General features: G+C 56.9%; 15 protein-coding genes. 14 read left to right on the top strand and 1 reads right to left on the bottom strand.

What is annotated here, in order from left to right:
• Position 1: 1 nt before the first annotated feature.
• From ABLQ08_RS07110 to ABLQ08_RS07045, 14 genes are all read left to right on the top strand, one after another.
• Complete coding sequence (locus tag ABLQ08_RS07110; protein WP_352940422.1) at positions 2-970, top strand: ABC transporter permease; 969 nt, start codon at positions 2-4, stop codon at positions 968-970.
• A complete protein-coding gene (locus ABLQ08_RS07105; RefSeq protein WP_352940421.1) occupies positions 967-1365 on the top strand; it encodes a cytidine deaminase in 399 nt (132 codons plus the stop codon). Before ABLQ08_RS07110 ends, ABLQ08_RS07105 begins: the two co-directional genes overlap by 4 nt.
• Positions 1366-1371: 6 nt before the next feature.
• A complete protein-coding gene (locus tag ABLQ08_RS07100) occupies positions 1372-2181 on the top strand; it encodes a purine-nucleoside phosphorylase (RefSeq protein ID WP_352940420.1) in 810 nt (269 codons plus the stop codon).
• Positions 2178-2954 (top strand): deoxyribose-phosphate aldolase, encoded by a 777-nt coding sequence (gene deoC / locus ABLQ08_RS07095; protein WP_352940419.1) that lies wholly within the window; start codon positions 2178-2180, stop codon positions 2952-2954. Before ABLQ08_RS07100 ends, deoC begins: the two co-directional genes overlap by 4 nt.
• 2 nt (positions 2955-2956) lie before the next feature.
• Positions 2957-4273: a thymidine phosphorylase gene (gene deoA / locus ABLQ08_RS07090; RefSeq protein WP_352940418.1), complete on the top strand. Its 1317-nt coding sequence runs from the start codon at positions 2957-2959 to the stop codon at positions 4271-4273.
• An 88-nt stretch (positions 4274-4361) separates the two neighbouring features.
• Complete coding sequence (locus tag ABLQ08_RS07085; protein WP_352940417.1) at positions 4362-5582, top strand: phosphopentomutase; 1221 nt, start codon at positions 4362-4364, stop codon at positions 5580-5582.
• A 151-nt stretch (positions 5583-5733) separates the two neighbouring features.
• A complete protein-coding gene (locus tag ABLQ08_RS07080; protein ID WP_352940416.1) occupies positions 5734-6741 on the top strand; it encodes an adenosine deaminase in 1008 nt (335 codons plus the stop codon).
• 12 nt (positions 6742-6753) lie between these two features.
• Positions 6754-7995: a DUF1688 family protein gene (locus ABLQ08_RS07075; protein ID WP_352940415.1), complete on the top strand. Its 1242-nt coding sequence runs from the start codon at positions 6754-6756 to the stop codon at positions 7993-7995.
• A 68-nt stretch (positions 7996-8063) separates the two neighbouring features.
• Positions 8064-8693: a uracil phosphoribosyltransferase gene (gene upp, locus ABLQ08_RS07070; RefSeq protein WP_352940414.1), complete on the top strand. Its 630-nt coding sequence runs from the start codon at positions 8064-8066 to the stop codon at positions 8691-8693.
• 102 nt (positions 8694-8795) lie between these two features.
• Positions 8796-9695 carry a ribokinase gene (locus ABLQ08_RS07065; protein WP_352940413.1) on the top strand — a complete coding sequence of 300 codons (900 nt, stop codon included), beginning with the start codon at positions 8796-8798 and terminating at the stop codon, positions 9693-9695.
• Positions 9696-9874: 179 nt separating this feature from the next.
• The gene (locus ABLQ08_RS07060; protein WP_352940412.1) at positions 9875-10282 is read left to right on the top strand and encodes a retropepsin-like aspartic protease family protein; all 408 of its coding nucleotides are present in this window, start codon (positions 9875-9877) and stop codon (positions 10280-10282) included.
• 68 nt (positions 10283-10350) lie between these two features.
• Positions 10351-11850: a phosphomannomutase/phosphoglucomutase gene (locus ABLQ08_RS07055; RefSeq protein WP_352940411.1), complete on the top strand. Its 1500-nt coding sequence runs from the start codon at positions 10351-10353 to the stop codon at positions 11848-11850.
• 96 nt (positions 11851-11946) lie between these two features.
• The gene (locus ABLQ08_RS07050) at positions 11947-12945 is read left to right on the top strand and encodes an aldose epimerase family protein (RefSeq protein ID WP_352940410.1); all 999 of its coding nucleotides are present in this window, start codon (positions 11947-11949) and stop codon (positions 12943-12945) included.
• Positions 12946-12996: 51 nt separating this feature from the next.
• Positions 12997-14025, top strand: coding sequence for a histone deacetylase family protein (locus ABLQ08_RS07045; protein ID WP_352940409.1), 1029 nt, complete (start codon positions 12997-12999; stop codon positions 14023-14025).
• On the opposite strand, the gene ABLQ08_RS07040 is transcribed toward ABLQ08_RS07045, so the two are convergent.
• The gene (locus ABLQ08_RS07040) at positions 14022-14642 is read right to left on the bottom strand and encodes an HAD family hydrolase (RefSeq protein ID WP_352940408.1); all 621 of its coding nucleotides are present in this window, start codon (positions 14640-14642) and stop codon (positions 14022-14024) included. The genes ABLQ08_RS07045 and ABLQ08_RS07040 overlap by 4 nt on opposite strands.
• Positions 14643-14688: the final 46 nt, after the last annotated feature.

Here is a 14688-nt window from a genome sequence, read left to right as displayed (position 1 = left end):
CATGTTTGAAACCATTATCCTGATCCTGGATGCCACCGTACGCGTGTCCACTCCGTTGCTGCTGGCCTGTCTGGCGGGTCTTTACTCGGAACGTTCCGGTGTCGTCGACATTGGCCTTGAAGGAAAGATGCTCGGAGCCGCGTTTGGTGCGGGGGCAGTTGCGTACCTCACCGCAAATGCCTGGCTTGGCTTGCTCGCCGGCATTGGTGTGTCGGTTGGGTTGGCTCTTCTTCACGGATTTGCATCGATCACCAACCGGGGCAATCAGATCGTTTCCGGCGTTGCCATCAACTTCCTGGCCGCCGGCTTGACGGCTTTGCTGGGGCAGACGTGGTTCCGCCAGGGTGGACGAACACCTTCGCTGCCCGAAGGTGGCCGTTTCAGGGACGTTGTCTGGCCGATCGCCGAACAGGTGCGTGATGTTCCCATCATTGGACCGATTTACGCCGAACTGCTTTCCGGCCACAATATGCTTGTATATGCAGCATTCCTGGCCGTCCCGTTGACCTGGTGGGTGCTCTTCAGAAGCCGTTTCGGTCTGAGGTTGCGGGCTGTTGGTGAAAACCCGGCTGCCGTGGACACTGCCGGTATCTCGGTTACGTGGCTTCGGTATCGCGCCGTGATTGCCTGTGGCATCCTGTGCGGTTTTGCCGGATCCTATCTGTCAATCGCGGCCGGGTCGGGCTTTGGCGTCAACATGACAGCGGGTCAGGGCTTCATGGCACTTGCCGCACTCATTTTCGCAAAATGGAGGCCGGTGAGTGCAATGTTTGCCTGCCTTCTGTTCGGTTTCCTCGATGCGACCGGCACGCGTATGCAGGGAGTTGAATTCCCGGTTATCGGCGAGCTGCCGCTCCAGGTCTTCCAGGCTCTGCCATATGTCCTGACGGTGATCCTGCTGGCTGGTTTCATCGGCAAGGCCATTCCGCCGAAAGCGGCTGGCATTCCATACCTGAAGGAGCGCTCATGAGTGATCTGAACGCGCTTTTTGAAGCTGCCAAGGCAGTTCGCGAAAAGGCATATGCTCCCTATTCGAACTTTCTCGTCGGGGCGGCGTTCCGCACGCCTGACGGGACGGTGTTCACCGGATGCAATGTTGAAAATGCATCTTATCCGGTCAGCGTTTGCGCTGAAGGGGGAGCCGTCAGCGCGATGATTGCCGCTGGCCAACGCGAAATTGAAGAGGCCGTGGTGATTGGCGACGCGGCCCTTTGCACCCCTTGCGGCATTTGCCGCCAGCGGTTTGCGGAATTCGGCACGGATAACCTGGTTGTTCATGTCGCGGATTTGAACGGCATCAAGCGCAGCTTCACACTGGATGAGCTGCTGCCCGCCGCCTTTGAACTAGAAGACAAGAAGGACTGACCCTCAATGAGTGGTTTTGGCCGTGAATGCGCGGATATCGTCCGCGCTGCCCGTGAGGGCTCCTACAAAATCGGAATGATCCTTGGTTCGGGCCTCGGTGCTCTGGCCGAAGAGGTCGAGGACGCTGTCCGCATACCCTATTCGCACCTGACCGAATTTCCGGTGTCCACCGTCACGTCGCATTCCAGCGAACTGGTCGCCGGAACCCTGGCAGGCGTTCCGGTCGTCATTCTGTCCGGGCGAGCGCACTATTACGAGGGGGGAGACCCCACGGTCATGCGTACGCCGGTCGAGACATTGAAGGAACTCGGTTGCGAGATCCTTCTGGCTACGAATGCGGCAGGGTCTTTGCGTGAGGAAGTTGCGCCCGGCTCACCGATGTTGCTGTCTGATCACATCAACTGGTCTGGCAAGAACCCGCTGATTGGTGAGGAAGACGAAAAACGCTTCCTCGACATGAGCGCAGCCTATGATCCGGACCTGCGGGCGGCGATGAAGAAAGTGGCCGAGGAAACCGGCGATCCGATTGCCGAGGGCGTTTACATGTGGTTCTCGGGCCCGTCTTTCGAAACGCCGGCGGAAATTCGTATGGCCAAGTTGCTGGGTGCGGACGCCGTCGGCATGTCCACCGTACCTGAAGTGATCATGGCCCGTTTCCTGGGAATGCGCGTTGCCGCAATGTCCATCATCACCAACTACGGCGCCGGCATGCAGACACACGCCCTGTCGCATGACGAAACCAAGGCGGTCGCTCTGCAGGGCATGGAGCGTATGAAGCAGCTTGTGCGGTCATTTGTGAAGGAAATCGGTCAATGAGCGATATGATTGAAACAGCCAAGCGTGCGCTTGGACTGGTCGACCTGACCAATCTGAACGACGATTGCACGGCCGAAGACATCACCAGGTTGACGAACCGAACGGTAACCGATCACGGCTCGGTAGCAGCCGTTTGTGTCTGGCCGCGCTTTGTTGCGCAAGCCGTGAAGGAGCTGACCGGCACTGGCGTGAAGGTCGCGACCGTCGTGAACTTTCCTGCAGGCGGTGAAGACACTGAAGCTGTTCTTGCCGAAACCAGGCAGGCGATTGCCGACGGCGCCGACGAGATCGACCTTGTCATGCCCTACAGGGCCTTCGCCGAGGGCCGGAAGGGATTTGCCGAAGAGCAGATCATTCGAGTCAAGGCGGTCATCCCTGAGCCGGCGATCCTGAAGGTCATTCTGGAAACCGGTGAAATCAAGGATCCGTTGCTCATTCATGCCGCATCCAATGTGGCGATTGCGGCAGGCGCGGACTTCATCAAGACTTCAACCGGCAAGGTTGCCGTGAATGCGACCCTCGAGGCGGCGGAAATCATGTTGACCGCAATTGAGGAAGCGCGCCGGGACGACGCTGAACGTGTCATCGGTTTCAAGCCTGCAGGTGGCATCAAGACCACTGAAGACGCCGCGTCCTATCTGGCGCTGGCGGACAAGATCATGGGCCACAATTGGGTGTCCGCAACCACGTTCCGCTTTGGTGCAAGCGGGCTGCTGGACGCGTTGATCGCCACGATTGAAGGCAAAGAACCGACGGCCAACCAAGGATACTAACAATGCTGCCGCAGGAACTTATCCGAAAGAAACGCGACGGGGATGTCCTCGACGCGGAGGAAATCGCATTCTTTGTCAAAGGTCTTGCAGACGGCTCCGTGACGGAAGGGCAGGTCTCGGCTCTGGCCATGGCGGTCTTCTTCAAAGGCTTGACCGTGGACGAGCGCGTCTCCCTGACATTGGCCATGCGTGATAGCGGGGATGTTCTGGACTGGTCCGACGTTGAGGCACCTGTGCTTGACAAGCATTCCACCGGAGGCGTCGGCGACAACGTTTCCCTGATGCTGGCTCCGGCACTGGCTGCCTGCGGTGCGGCTGTTCCGATGATCTCCGGACGGGGACTTGGTCACACCGGAGGAACGCTCGACAAGTTCGACAGTATTCCCGGCTATCAGACTCAGCCTGACAACGCCTTGTTCAAGAAGGTTGTCAAGGAAGTTGGCTGTGCCGTCATCGGTCAGACCGGCAATCTCGCTCCGGCCGACAAGCGCTTTTATGCCATTCGCGACGTAACCGCGACGGTGGAAAGCATCGACCTGATCACGGCGTCTATCCTGTCCAAAAAGTTGGCCGCCGGCCTGCAAGGACTGGTGCTGGACGTCAAATGGGGAACCGGTGCCTTCATGGCTTCGCTTGAAGAAGCCCGGGCGCTGGCTGAAAGCCTTGTTCTGGTTGCCAACGGCGCGGGGCTGAAGACAACCGCGCTTTTGACGGACATGAACGAACCGCTCGCCTCAGCGGCCGGTAACGCCGTTGAAATGCAGAACGCGGTGGACTTCCTCAAAGGAACGGCTGTCGACAACCGCTTGTGGGATGTGACCGTTGCCCAGGGTGGTGAGTTGCTGGCATCCGGTGGCATCGCGGCTACCGCGGATGCCGGTGCGGATATGATGCGCGAAGCCTTCGACAGCGGCAAGGCGGCAGAGAAATTTGCGCAGATGGTCCATGCCCTTGGCGGTCCTGCCGATTTCATGGAAAAGACCGAACTCTATCTGGCAAAAGCACCGGTGGTTGCGCCGATCTACCCGGAGCACGATGGTGTTGTTACCGGTGTGGATGCCCGCGCGGTCGGTGTGGCTGTTGTCGCTCTGGGCGGAGGCCGCCGGGCCGCTGCGGATATCATTGATCCGTCGGTTGGTCTGACGGATCTTGCCGGTGTCGGCAACACGGTGGACGCTGATGCGCCGCTGGCGATCGTCCATGCCAAGTCCGAAGAGGACGCGGAAGCGGCGGCAGTTGCAGTGCGCAATGCCTATGCCGTCGGCGCTGCCATCGACGTCGTCGATCATCCCAGCGTAGTAGATCGCATCGCACCTTAACCGGTGAAAGCGTTTCGCGCCGGGGGAATGGTTTTCCGGCGCCGCTCCGGCTTCCAGTGCCGGCAATTGATAATTTGAGGAGATGCCCATGCCTCGTGCAATCCTGTGCGTGCTGGACAGTTTTGGCATTGGCGGCGCAGCGGATGCGGATGCCTTTGGCGATGCCGGGTCCGATACCTTGGGCCATATCGCGCAACGGTGCGCGAACGGGGAAGGTGACCGGGAAGGTCTGCGCAGCGGGCCTCTAAGCCTGCCAAACATGGATCGGTTGGGACTGGGAGCAGCGGGGCGCCTTTCCACCGGCAAGGATGTCCCCGGGCTTGATTATTCAGGCGAGCCGGAAGGACTCTGGGGCTATGCCGCAGAGGTTTCCAACGGCAAGGATACGCCATCGGGACACTGGGAAATTGCCGGTGTTCCGGTTCGTTTCGACTGGGGTTACTTCCCGGAGACGGTTCCGACTTTTCCGGCCGAACTGATTGAAAAAATCAGCGAAAAGGCTGGTCTGAATGGCATACTTGGCGACAAGCATGCTTCCGGGACGGTGATAATTGCCGAACTTGGCGAAGAACACATCAGAACCGGAAAGCCGATATTCTATACCTCGGCGGACTCCGTCATTCAGATTGCCGCTCATGAGGAGCATTATGGTCTCGACAAGCTCTATGAGCTTTGCGAAATCACGCGTGTGTTCGCCGACCCCTACAACATTGGCCGGGTTATCGCCCGTCCCTTCGTTGGCGAAACATCTGAAACCTTCGAACGTACGGCCAACCGCCGCGATTATTCTGTTCTGCCTCCCGAACCGACCCTGCTGGACCGTCTGACGGCCGATGGCCGGACTGTGATCGGCGTTGGCAAGATATCGGACATCTTTGCACATCAGGGTGTTGCGAAAGTGCTCAAAGGGGCGGGTAACGACCAGCTTTTCGACAAGACGCTGGAAGCAATGGACCTCGCGGAAGATGGTGATCTGGTCTTTTCGAACTTCATCGATTTCGACTCTCTTTATGGCCACCGGCGCGATGTTGCCGGATACGCTGCAGCCCTTGAGCATTTCGATCGCCGCCTTCCGGAGATGATCGCCAGGTTGCGCGAGGGAGATCTGTTGATCCTCACCGCCGATCATGGCTGCGATCCGACCTGGGAAGGCACCGATCATACGAGAGAGCATGTGCCGGTGATTGCGACCGGTCCCGGTATTGCGGGTCGGAGTGTCGGCGGTCGCAAGACCTATGCCGATATCGGCGAGAGTATTGCTGAACATCTTGGCATTGCACAGGGAGCAAACGGCACCAGCTTCTTGTAGAATGGTAACCGTTTTTGCGGCCTGGTGATTCAGGCATTGTCAACGCGAGTTCCAGTTCCTTCTTCATGAGAGGGATCAGATACGGATGAGAACAGGCAGTCGGGCCGGTGGCCTGATTTGCCGGGTTCTCGGGAATGAGGAAAAGCCGGATATGAGCGCCCCTGTTACGGTTCCGAAGGCTGAACTGCATTGTCACATCGAAGGTGCCGCGCCACCGTCTTTGGTGCAGCGGCTAGCCGGCCATTATGATCATGACGTCTCATCGGTGATGGACGGTAACGGCAAGTACCTCTGGACGGACTTCACCACCTTTCTGAAGGCTTATGATACTGCGAGCGCCGTGTTTAAGACGCCTTCGGATTATGCGCTGCTTGCTGAAACGTATTTCCGCATGCTTGCAGCGGAAGGAGCGATCTACGGGGAGATTTTCATTTCCCCGGATCATGCGCAGGCCGCGGGACTTTCCTACCGCTCCTATGTCGAAGGCCTTGCCACCGGCATCGAGAGGGCCAAGAATGATACGGCCATTGAAGGTCGGATGATTGCGATTGGCGTACGCCACTTCGGTTCGGCATCCGTGGAGAAGGTGGTCAAGGAAGTCATCGGAAATCCGCATCCCATGGTTACAGGGTTTGGTCTTGCTGGCGACGAGCGATCCGGACATCCGGCCAACTTCGCCAAGGCTTTCCGGATGGCATCGGAGGCAGGACTTGGAACAACTGCGCATGCCGGTGAGTTCGGAGGCCCTGACAGTGTGACGGCCGCGCTGGAATTCTTGCGCGTCAAACGTCTTGGGCACGGTGTCCGGGCAGTTGAGGACAAGGATCTGGTGAAGCGCCTCGCCGATGAGGACATCGTACTGGAGGTCTGCCCGGGTTCGAATGTTTCGCTCGGTGTCTACACGCACTTGCGCTTTCACCCGATCAACATGCTTCGGCGTGAAGGGGTCAAGGTCACACTGAATTCCGATGATCCACCCTTTTTTGGAACTACGCTCGGTAAGGAATACTCCTCGATTGCCGAAACCTTCAGCTGGTCCCCTGAGGACCAGATCGCCGTGACGCGTACGGCAATCGAAGCCGCTTTTTGCGATGAGGCAACCAGAACCCGCCTGCTGGTGCGGCTGGAAAGTGCTCTGCAGGGAGCGGGGGGTAACTGACGGATTATGTCCATGAACGCTGCAAATTCACCACTGGAATTGTTCAAGCCTGAGGAAGTGCGCCGCAAGGCTCACGGGCTTCTGGAGCAAGCAGTCTCGGGAGCGCTCTCGTATGTCGAGGTCGATCTTTCCGGTCTCCAAAAGATTCTCGTGACCGTTCTGGAGGCGACAAAGGAAACTTATCCGGATTTCCATATCCCGCCTTACGGCATCTGGCGCGACTTCGAGGTTGGCGGCATTGATCGTTGGGGAGCTCTTGCCAGTGCTCGGGAGTTCCAGACAGCTGAGGAAATGCTGGCTGCATCAGCCGACCTTGCCGTTCTGGCGTGTTTCATGAAAACGCGAACACCCGAAAACTGGGTCTTCAGGGACCCGATGACCGCAACCGAAACACGCGGCAAGCAGGCATCGGCACTTGCGGCATTTCATATGTTTGCTGCCGGCTCGTTCTCCAGTGAGTTGTCCGACCCTTATAGGGTCGATGCCGAGACATTGATCCGTCTGGATATGGAAGAACTTGCGTCCGGGCTCCAATGGAACATGCAAGATGATGTCGACTTGCTGAAGGCAATGCAGCGGCATCTGAAACGTCTTGGCGAGGCACTGGCGTTGCGCCCGGACCTGTTTTCCGAAGACGAAGTAACCCGTCCTGGCCTGCTCGCAACGCGTCTGGCAAAGGAAAGCGAAAGCGCGGTCAGCGCCGGGCAACTTCTGGACAATCTTCTGGAAGCTCTGGCTCCCGCTTGGGAGGGTGGAGCGCAGTCCGAAGAAATCACCTTTGGTGACAGCTTTCGTCTTTCAACGATTTCCGCAGAGGGCTATGACGGGATCATTCCGTTCCATATGTCTGCTCAGGAAATGGTGTACTCCATGGTCGAGCCTTTTGCCTGGGCCGGTATGGAAGTCGATGCGCTGGCAGCGCTTACCGCGCCTGCCGATGATGTTCATGTTGCCTTGTTTTCCGATGCTGGCGTTTTGAAAGTCCGTGACGCTGGTCGAGAACTCACTCCGGATGAAGCCCTGGACCGGATGATCGAGCTTCGGGCCGTCGGCAGCGCTCTGACAGAAAAACTGGCTGACAAGTTGCGCGAGGAACTGGAGGTTCCGGCAGAACAATTGCCGCTGACATGCATTCTGGAGGGAGGGACGAGTCGCGCGGGTCTCCGGATTTTGCAGCTAGATAAGGAAAACTGCAAAAAACTCGGGCAATATCTCAATCCGGGGTCTGTTTTTTGGTTGCCGTTCGGGGCATAGGTCTCGAACATAGAAGAATTAAGAGATCGGTCCGGAATTGCACGGGCCCATACAAAAGAGAGGCAGTTATGTCCGGAGCCAATGTCATCAGCCACCCGCTGGTCCAGCACAAGCTGACAATCATGCGCGACAAGGGAACGTCCACCCAGGGGTTCCGGCGCCTCCTGCGCGAAATTTCGACACTGCTGTGTTACGAAGTCACGCGCGATCTGCCGATCGTCCGTCAGACGATTGAAACGCCGCTTGCTGAAATGCAGGCACCTGTGCTTGCCGGCAAGAAGCTCGTGTTCGCCTCCGTCCTGCGCGCCGGCAACGGCCTTCTGGAAGGCATGCTGGAACTCGTTCCATCCGCACGTGTCGCACATGTCGGTCTTTACCGCGACCCGGAAACACTGCAGCCGGTGGAGTACTACTTCAAGGCTCCTGAAGATCTCAATGAACGCCTGGTGATTGTTGTCGACCCGATGCTGGCGACGGCCAACTCTGCGATCGCGGCTGTTCAGAAGCTTAAGGAACGCGGTGCCAACAACATTCGTTTTCTGTGTCTTCTGGCGGCTCCGGAGGGTGTTGCGAAGTTCAACGAAATGCATCCGGATGTGCCGATCTACACGGCCGCAATTGACGAAAAGCTGAACGAAAAAGGCTATATCGTTCCAGGTCTTGGAGATGCCGGCGACCGGATGTACGGCACCAAGTAGGCAGCCGGACATTCAAGAAATTGGAGCGCGGAGTTTTCTCCGCGCTTTTTTGTTGGCTCTTGCCGGGACGCGCTCTAACCTCGTCACAAACTGGGAGGTGTCATGATTACCGTCTTTGGTTCCATCAATCTGGATCTTGTCGTTGCCGTGCCCCGGCTGCCCACTGCCGGAGAGACTGTGGCTGGCCCCGACCATCAGACCTTTCCAGGTGGCAAGGGGGGAAACCAGGCTCTGGCGGCCAGACGGGCCGGAGCAAAGGTCGCGATGACCGGCGCGGTCGGGCAGGATGCCTTTGCGGCGCCGGCCTTGGAGAATTTACGCAAAGACGGCGTTGACCTTTCCGGTGTCCGCTCATTGGAGGGAACAACCGGGCTTGCCTTTATCGGAATCGATCCGTCCGGCGAGAACCAGATTCTCGAGGCCAATGGAGCCAATGCCCGAATCGATCCCGAATGGCTGCTATCCGGTTTGACCACGGGCGACACACTGATGCTTCAAGGAGACCTGCCTTTTGAGAGCTTCAGTCGAGCTCTGGAGATTGCACGACAAGCCGGAGTTTCGGTCTTCTGGAACCCGGCTCCCGTTCCGGAAGCCAGTCTGTTTTCCTGTCTGGACGAGGTCGACACACTTGTGGTCAATGAAACAGAAGCCGTCGAGATCGCCCGTCATCTCAGTCTTTCAGGTGAACCGAATGTGTTCGTGGACCAGCTGACGACACCGTCCAGGTCAGTGGTGGTAACCCTTGGCGCGGAGGGTGTTGTTGCCGGGCAGGGCGGGCGGCGCCTGAAATTCAAGTCGCCCGAAATCCAGGCTGTCGACACGACGGGAGCCGGAGACGCGTTTTGCGGAGCCATGGCCGCAGCTTTGGATGGCGGAGTGGATTTCGAACGCGCGGTCAAGGAAGGTATCGCTGCAGGTGCCTTGGCCTGCACCGTCACCGGGGCCCAATCAAGCGTACCCTTCAAGAAGGACATCGCCGGTATGGCAGATCAAATTGTCTAAGCGGGTTTTACAGCCTGCTAAGGAAACCGTGATAGAGCTGCTCCCTGTCGTTTTCTCAACTTGAAGGCCCTGAGAAAAGATCGGTTATGTGGCGTTTCGTTGTAATCATGCTGGTTTGCATTGGTGTCACCCCGTTTCTTCCGGGGCTGATCGAAAGTCGCTTGGACTCCTCGAGCCGGATGGATTCCGCGAATGTTGAGAGTAACGACACCGGCGAGAGAACGCATCGCATTTCCCTGAACCGTCAAGGTCACTACGTGGCCGATGCATATCTGAACGGTCGTGCGGTCGATATGCTGGTTGACACCGGTGCGACCTTGACCGCCTTGCCTGAATCGATTGCTGACGATATCGGGATTTCCCTGTCTCCTTCCGATTTCAAGTATGCGGTCGGGACCGCCAACGGAACCACTTATGCGGCAAAGGCCGTGATAAACGGCTTCCGGGTCGGTAACATTCGTCTGCGGAACATTGACGCCATGGTTCTGAAGGACAGCAGCCTTAGCGGTCCGTTGCTCGGCATGTCAGTCCTCAATCAGTTGAAACGGTTTGACATCTCCAGCGGCACCCTAGTACTGGTTCAGTGATTCCGTTGCTACCGCCTGGAATCCGTCTCAGGTCTTCAGGCACAATCCTTCGCCATTGAGAGGCATTGATGTTTTCGAAACCCGTCCCGAGTCTGGCGCCCAATACGTTTGAGTATGAAACACAGCCGATGGTGAAACCGACAGGTTTCCGCGAATATGACGCGCGCTGGTTGTTCGAAAAAGAAATCAATCTGATGGGAATGCAGGCGTTGGGTATGGGCATTGGAACGCTCATGCATGAACGCGGTGTACGCCCCGATATCGTTGTAGGGCATGACTTTCGCGGTTACTCGTCATCGATCAAGATGGCTGTCGTCAATGGCTTGCTGGCTGCCGGTATCAACGTCCATGACATTGGCCTGGCTCTCTCTCCGATGGCCTATTTTGCCCAGTTCGCGCTTGATGTTCCCGCGGTGGCCATGATCACCGCGTCCCATAACGACAATGGCTGGACGGGTGTCAAAATGGGCATCGACCGTCCCTTGACCTTTGGCCCCGACGAAATGGGTCGTTTGAAGGATATCGTGCTGGAGGCAGCATTCGACCTCAAAGGCGGTGGCAGTTATCGGTTCGTCGACGGCTTTCCTGAGATCTATTTCAAGGACCTCACCGAACGGCCAAAGTTGAAGCGGCCGATCAAGGTGGTGGCCGCATGCGGCAACGGGACGGCCGGTGCGTTTGCACCCAGAATACTTGAGGCTTTGGGGGCGGAAGTCATCCCGCTCGACGCTGAACTCGATCATACCTTCCCACGCTACAATCCCAATCCGGAAGACATGAAGATGCTTCATGCCCTTCGGGACAAGGTTCTGGAGGTTGGGGCGGAAGTCGGACTTGGCTTTGACGGCGACGGGGATCGCTGCGGTGTGGTGGACAATGAGGGCGAAGAGATTTTCGCCGACAAGGTTGGAGTGATGCTTGCGCGCGATATCTCGGCGCTACACCCCAACAGCCAGTTTGTCGTCGATGTAAAGTCGACCGGCCTGTTCAACACCGATCCGGTTCTGAAGGCCAATGGTGCCAAGACCGACTATTTCAAGACCGGTCATTCCTACATCAAGCGCCGCGTGACGGATCTCAATGCCATTGTCGGGTTTGAGAAATCCGGACACTACTTCTTCAACAAGCCGATTGGCCGGGGCTATGACGACGGTCTCGTTTCCGCGATTGCCATCCTGGATATGCTGGACCGCAACCCGGACAAGACGATGGCCGACCTGCGCAGGGACCTTCCCAAGACATGGGGGTCTCCGACCATGGCCCCCAAATGCGCCGATGAGATCAAGTATGATGTGGTCGACAGGGTGGTTTCCAGGTTCAAGGACATGAAGGAGAAAGGTGAGAAGGTTGCCGGACAACCGATCACGGATCTTGTCACCGTCAACGGTGTGCGGGTCGTCAGTGAAGACGGAACCTGGGGGCTCGTACGGGCCTCTTCCAACAAGCCGGAGCTTGTGGTTGTGGTTGAAAGCCCGGTCTCCGAAGAGCGTCTTCATGAAATGTTCAAAGCGGTGGACGGCGTGCTGCGCGAAAACCCGGAAGTCGGTGAGTACAACCAGACCCTCTAAGGTTTGAGCTGTTATTGCAGGAGGCGGTAGTGTTCCGCCGCCTTTTATGGGTCTGGCACCGTAAATCTCTCACCGGGCGCCGAAGCGGAGACTTGCATGATCACTGAGTTTGGAGTTCTGCCTGACGGGACGGTGGTGCAGGAAATTACCTTGAAAAAGGGGATGCTTGAAGCATCTGTGCTCACCCTTGGTGCGATCATCCGGGATCTGAAGGTGGACGGCCAGTCCGTTGTGCTTGGCTTTGAAGATCTGCAAAGTTATCTGGACCACTCACCCTATTTCGGTGCTATCGTCGGACGCTGCGCCAACAGGATCGCGGGCGGCAATCTGACCATCGACGGAGAAGAATGCCTGTTGGACCGGAATGAAGGCAGCGGCAACCACCTTCACGGTGGTGTCGGCGGATTTTCCCGGCGCGTCTGGCAGATTGAACAGAGCGACAAGGCCAGCGTTCTGCTTAAACTGGTCTCTGACGACGGTGATATGGGATATCCGGGTCGGGTTGAGACGCTGGTGCGCTATACCTTGACGGGTGCGGGAGCTCTGCGCGTCAAGATTTCTGCCACGACCGACAAGACAACACCGGTAAATCTCACCCAGCACAGCTATTTCAATCTGGATGGCAGCGATACGATTTTGGATCACACTCTGGAGATTGCTGCCGACAGCTATCTGCCCGTCAATGACGTTTTGATTCCCACAGGGGAAATTCGAAAGGTCTCCTGGACCCCCTTCGACTTTCAGGATGGTCGTACACTCCGTCGCAGATCAGGTGAAGAGGGTGTCGTCTACGATCACAATTTCTGTCTGGCAGATGAACCTCGCCCCACTGCGGAATTTGCGGCAGCTCTTGAAAGCGGTGACGGGGAACGGCGGATGGAAGTCTGGACCACAGAGCCCGGTCTGCAGCTTTACGACGCCACAAATCTGGAGGTTCCGGTCCCGGGGTTGAATGGCCGAAGATATGCTTCGCACGCTGGACTTTGCCTCGAGGCGCAACGCTGGCCGGATGGATGTCACCACGCCGACTTTCCGCAAGTTCTGTTGAAACCTTCACAAACCTATAGTCACGTTACCGAATTCCGTTTTTCATAAAATGGGTTACATTAGCCCGATGTGACGTGGTGAAACGGCAAGGGGGTATTGGTGAAGACGGTTTTTTCAGACAGCCAGCTCTCTCATGCACCGGTGCAGGAAATCTCCGATGGAGAATTGAAACCGGCAGTCGAAATTCCAAGCCGCGCCGAAATCGTGCTGAAGACCGTCAAGGATCGGAACGTGGGAGAAATTGTTGCTCCCGATGAATTTCCGATCAGGCCGCTCCATCGCGTCCATTCCCCTGACTATGTTTCTTTTCTGGAAGGGTTTTGGGGCAAGTGGACGGCCGCTGGGCGAACCAGGGAAGCCTTTCCATTTGTCTGGCCTATCAGAAGCCTTCGCAAGGATGTCCAGGTTGAACATATAGACGGTTTGCTCGGCCGCTATTCAATGGACGCAGGTACACCGGTCGGAGAATTCACGTTCCGGGCCGCCCGGGCGTCCGCCGACACGGCGTTGACAGCGGCCAGGATGATACTGGATGGAGATCAATCCGCTTTTGCATTGTGCCGCCCCCCGGGGCATCACGCCGGTTACGATTTCTTCGGCGGCTACTGCTTCTTCAACAATGCTGCCATAGCCGCGCAGTATTTGCGCGATTACGGTCTCAATCGCATTGCCATTCTGGATGTCGACTACCATCACGGTAATGGCACACAAGCTTTGTTCTATGACCGCCCCGATATCCTGTTCCTGTCGATCCATGCGGATCCCGCGCAGGAGTACCCCTATTTTCTTGGATATGCTGACGAGACAGGCAAGCATGCAGGTACGGGATTTACCCGGAACTGGCCATTGCCGCTGGGCACGGACTGGGAGAGTTATTCACCGGCATTGGAAGAAGCCTGTCGCTGGCTTCTGGTATACAAACCGGAAGCGATGATTGTGTCTTTGGGGCTTGATTGCTTCGAACGCGATCCGATTTCCGGTTTCAAATTCAAGAGCGAAGACTTTATCAGGCTTGGTCAACGCCTCGCAAAAGTCGGTGTTCCGACGATTTTCCTGCTGGAAGGAGGCTATGCCGTTGATGCACTTGGAACCAACTGCATCAACGTTCTGGAAGGGTATGAGGGCTAGTCGTCCAGCAAACCGTGTTGAACAAGTTCCGCTCTGAGAAGCCCGGCATCCTTGAAGTGATGCGCGTTCATTCCAACGCTGCGTGCTGCTTCGATGTTTTTTTCCGAGTCGTCAATGAAAAAGCAGTTGCCGGCCTCCAGTCCATTGCGATCGAGAAGTACGTGGTAGATTTCCGGATCCGGCTTGATCAGGTTTTCTTCCGCTGAAACCACGATGTCGCGGAAGCTGTCATTGAGAAACGGAAACCTCTCTCTGGATTCGGCGAATTTTTCATTCGAGAAGTTCGTGATCGCATAGAGTGGGCAACCGGTATCCTTCAGTTCTCTCAGGATTTCCGCCGTGCCGGGAACCTCCCCAGGCACCATTTCATGCCACTGCTCGGAATAGGCTGCGATCAGATCAGCTTTTTCCGGATATTCCTTTGAAAGGGTCTTGACCGCTTCGTTCCACGTTCTGCCAAGATCCTGCTGCAGGTTCCATTCCGGAGAACAAACGGTCTGCAGAAAGTCTGCCCGTTCTTCCTCATCATAAATAAGCTTGCGATAAAGGTGTTCGGGATTCCATTCGATTAAAACATTACCTATATCGAAGACCACGGTCGTGATAGGACTAGTCATATGCTTATCCGGTGTTTTGACGGGTGAGTGCCAGTAGGCGAGAATT

This window comes from Roseibium sp. SCP14 (assembly GCF_040329475.1).
Classification (GTDB): domain Bacteria; phylum Pseudomonadota; class Alphaproteobacteria; order Rhizobiales; family Stappiaceae; genus Roseibium.
The sequence above is the reverse complement of the archived record's forward strand: the minus strand, read 5'-3'. Positions and strand labels throughout refer to the sequence as shown.

Bases quoted from the DNA above. Each gene is read 5' to 3' on its own strand.
- ABLQ08_RS07110 (WP_352940422.1), top strand. From the start codon at position 2: ATGTTTGAAACCATTATCCTGATCCTGGATGCCACCGTACGCGTGTCC.
- ABLQ08_RS07105 (WP_352940421.1), top strand. From the start codon at position 967: ATGAGTGATCTGAACGCGCTTTTTGAAGCTGCCAAGGCAGTTCGCGAA.
- ABLQ08_RS07100 (WP_352940420.1), top strand. From the start codon at position 1,372: ATGAGTGGTTTTGGCCGTGAATGCGCGGATATCGTCCGCGCTGCCCGT.
- deoC (WP_352940419.1), top strand. From the start codon at position 2,178: ATGAGCGATATGATTGAAACAGCCAAGCGTGCGCTTGGACTGGTCGAC.
- deoA (WP_352940418.1), top strand. From the start codon at position 2,957: ATGCTGCCGCAGGAACTTATCCGAAAGAAACGCGACGGGGATGTCCTC.
- ABLQ08_RS07085 (WP_352940417.1), top strand. From the start codon at position 4,362: ATGCCTCGTGCAATCCTGTGCGTGCTGGACAGTTTTGGCATTGGCGGC.
- ABLQ08_RS07080 (WP_352940416.1), top strand. From the start codon at position 5,734: ATGAGCGCCCCTGTTACGGTTCCGAAGGCTGAACTGCATTGTCACATC.
- ABLQ08_RS07075 (WP_352940415.1), top strand. From the start codon at position 6,754: ATGAACGCTGCAAATTCACCACTGGAATTGTTCAAGCCTGAGGAAGTG.
- upp (WP_352940414.1), top strand. From the start codon at position 8,064: ATGTCCGGAGCCAATGTCATCAGCCACCCGCTGGTCCAGCACAAGCTG.
- ABLQ08_RS07065 (WP_352940413.1), top strand. From the start codon at position 8,796: ATGATTACCGTCTTTGGTTCCATCAATCTGGATCTTGTCGTTGCCGTG.
- ABLQ08_RS07060 (WP_352940412.1), top strand. From the start codon at position 9,875: ATGGATTCCGCGAATGTTGAGAGTAACGACACCGGCGAGAGAACGCAT.
- ABLQ08_RS07055 (WP_352940411.1), top strand. From the start codon at position 10,351: ATGTTTTCGAAACCCGTCCCGAGTCTGGCGCCCAATACGTTTGAGTAT.
- ABLQ08_RS07050 (WP_352940410.1), top strand. From the start codon at position 11,947: ATGATCACTGAGTTTGGAGTTCTGCCTGACGGGACGGTGGTGCAGGAA.
- ABLQ08_RS07040 (WP_352940408.1), bottom strand. From the start codon at position 14,642: ATGACTAGTCCTATCACGACCGTGGTCTTCGATATAGGTAATGTTTTA.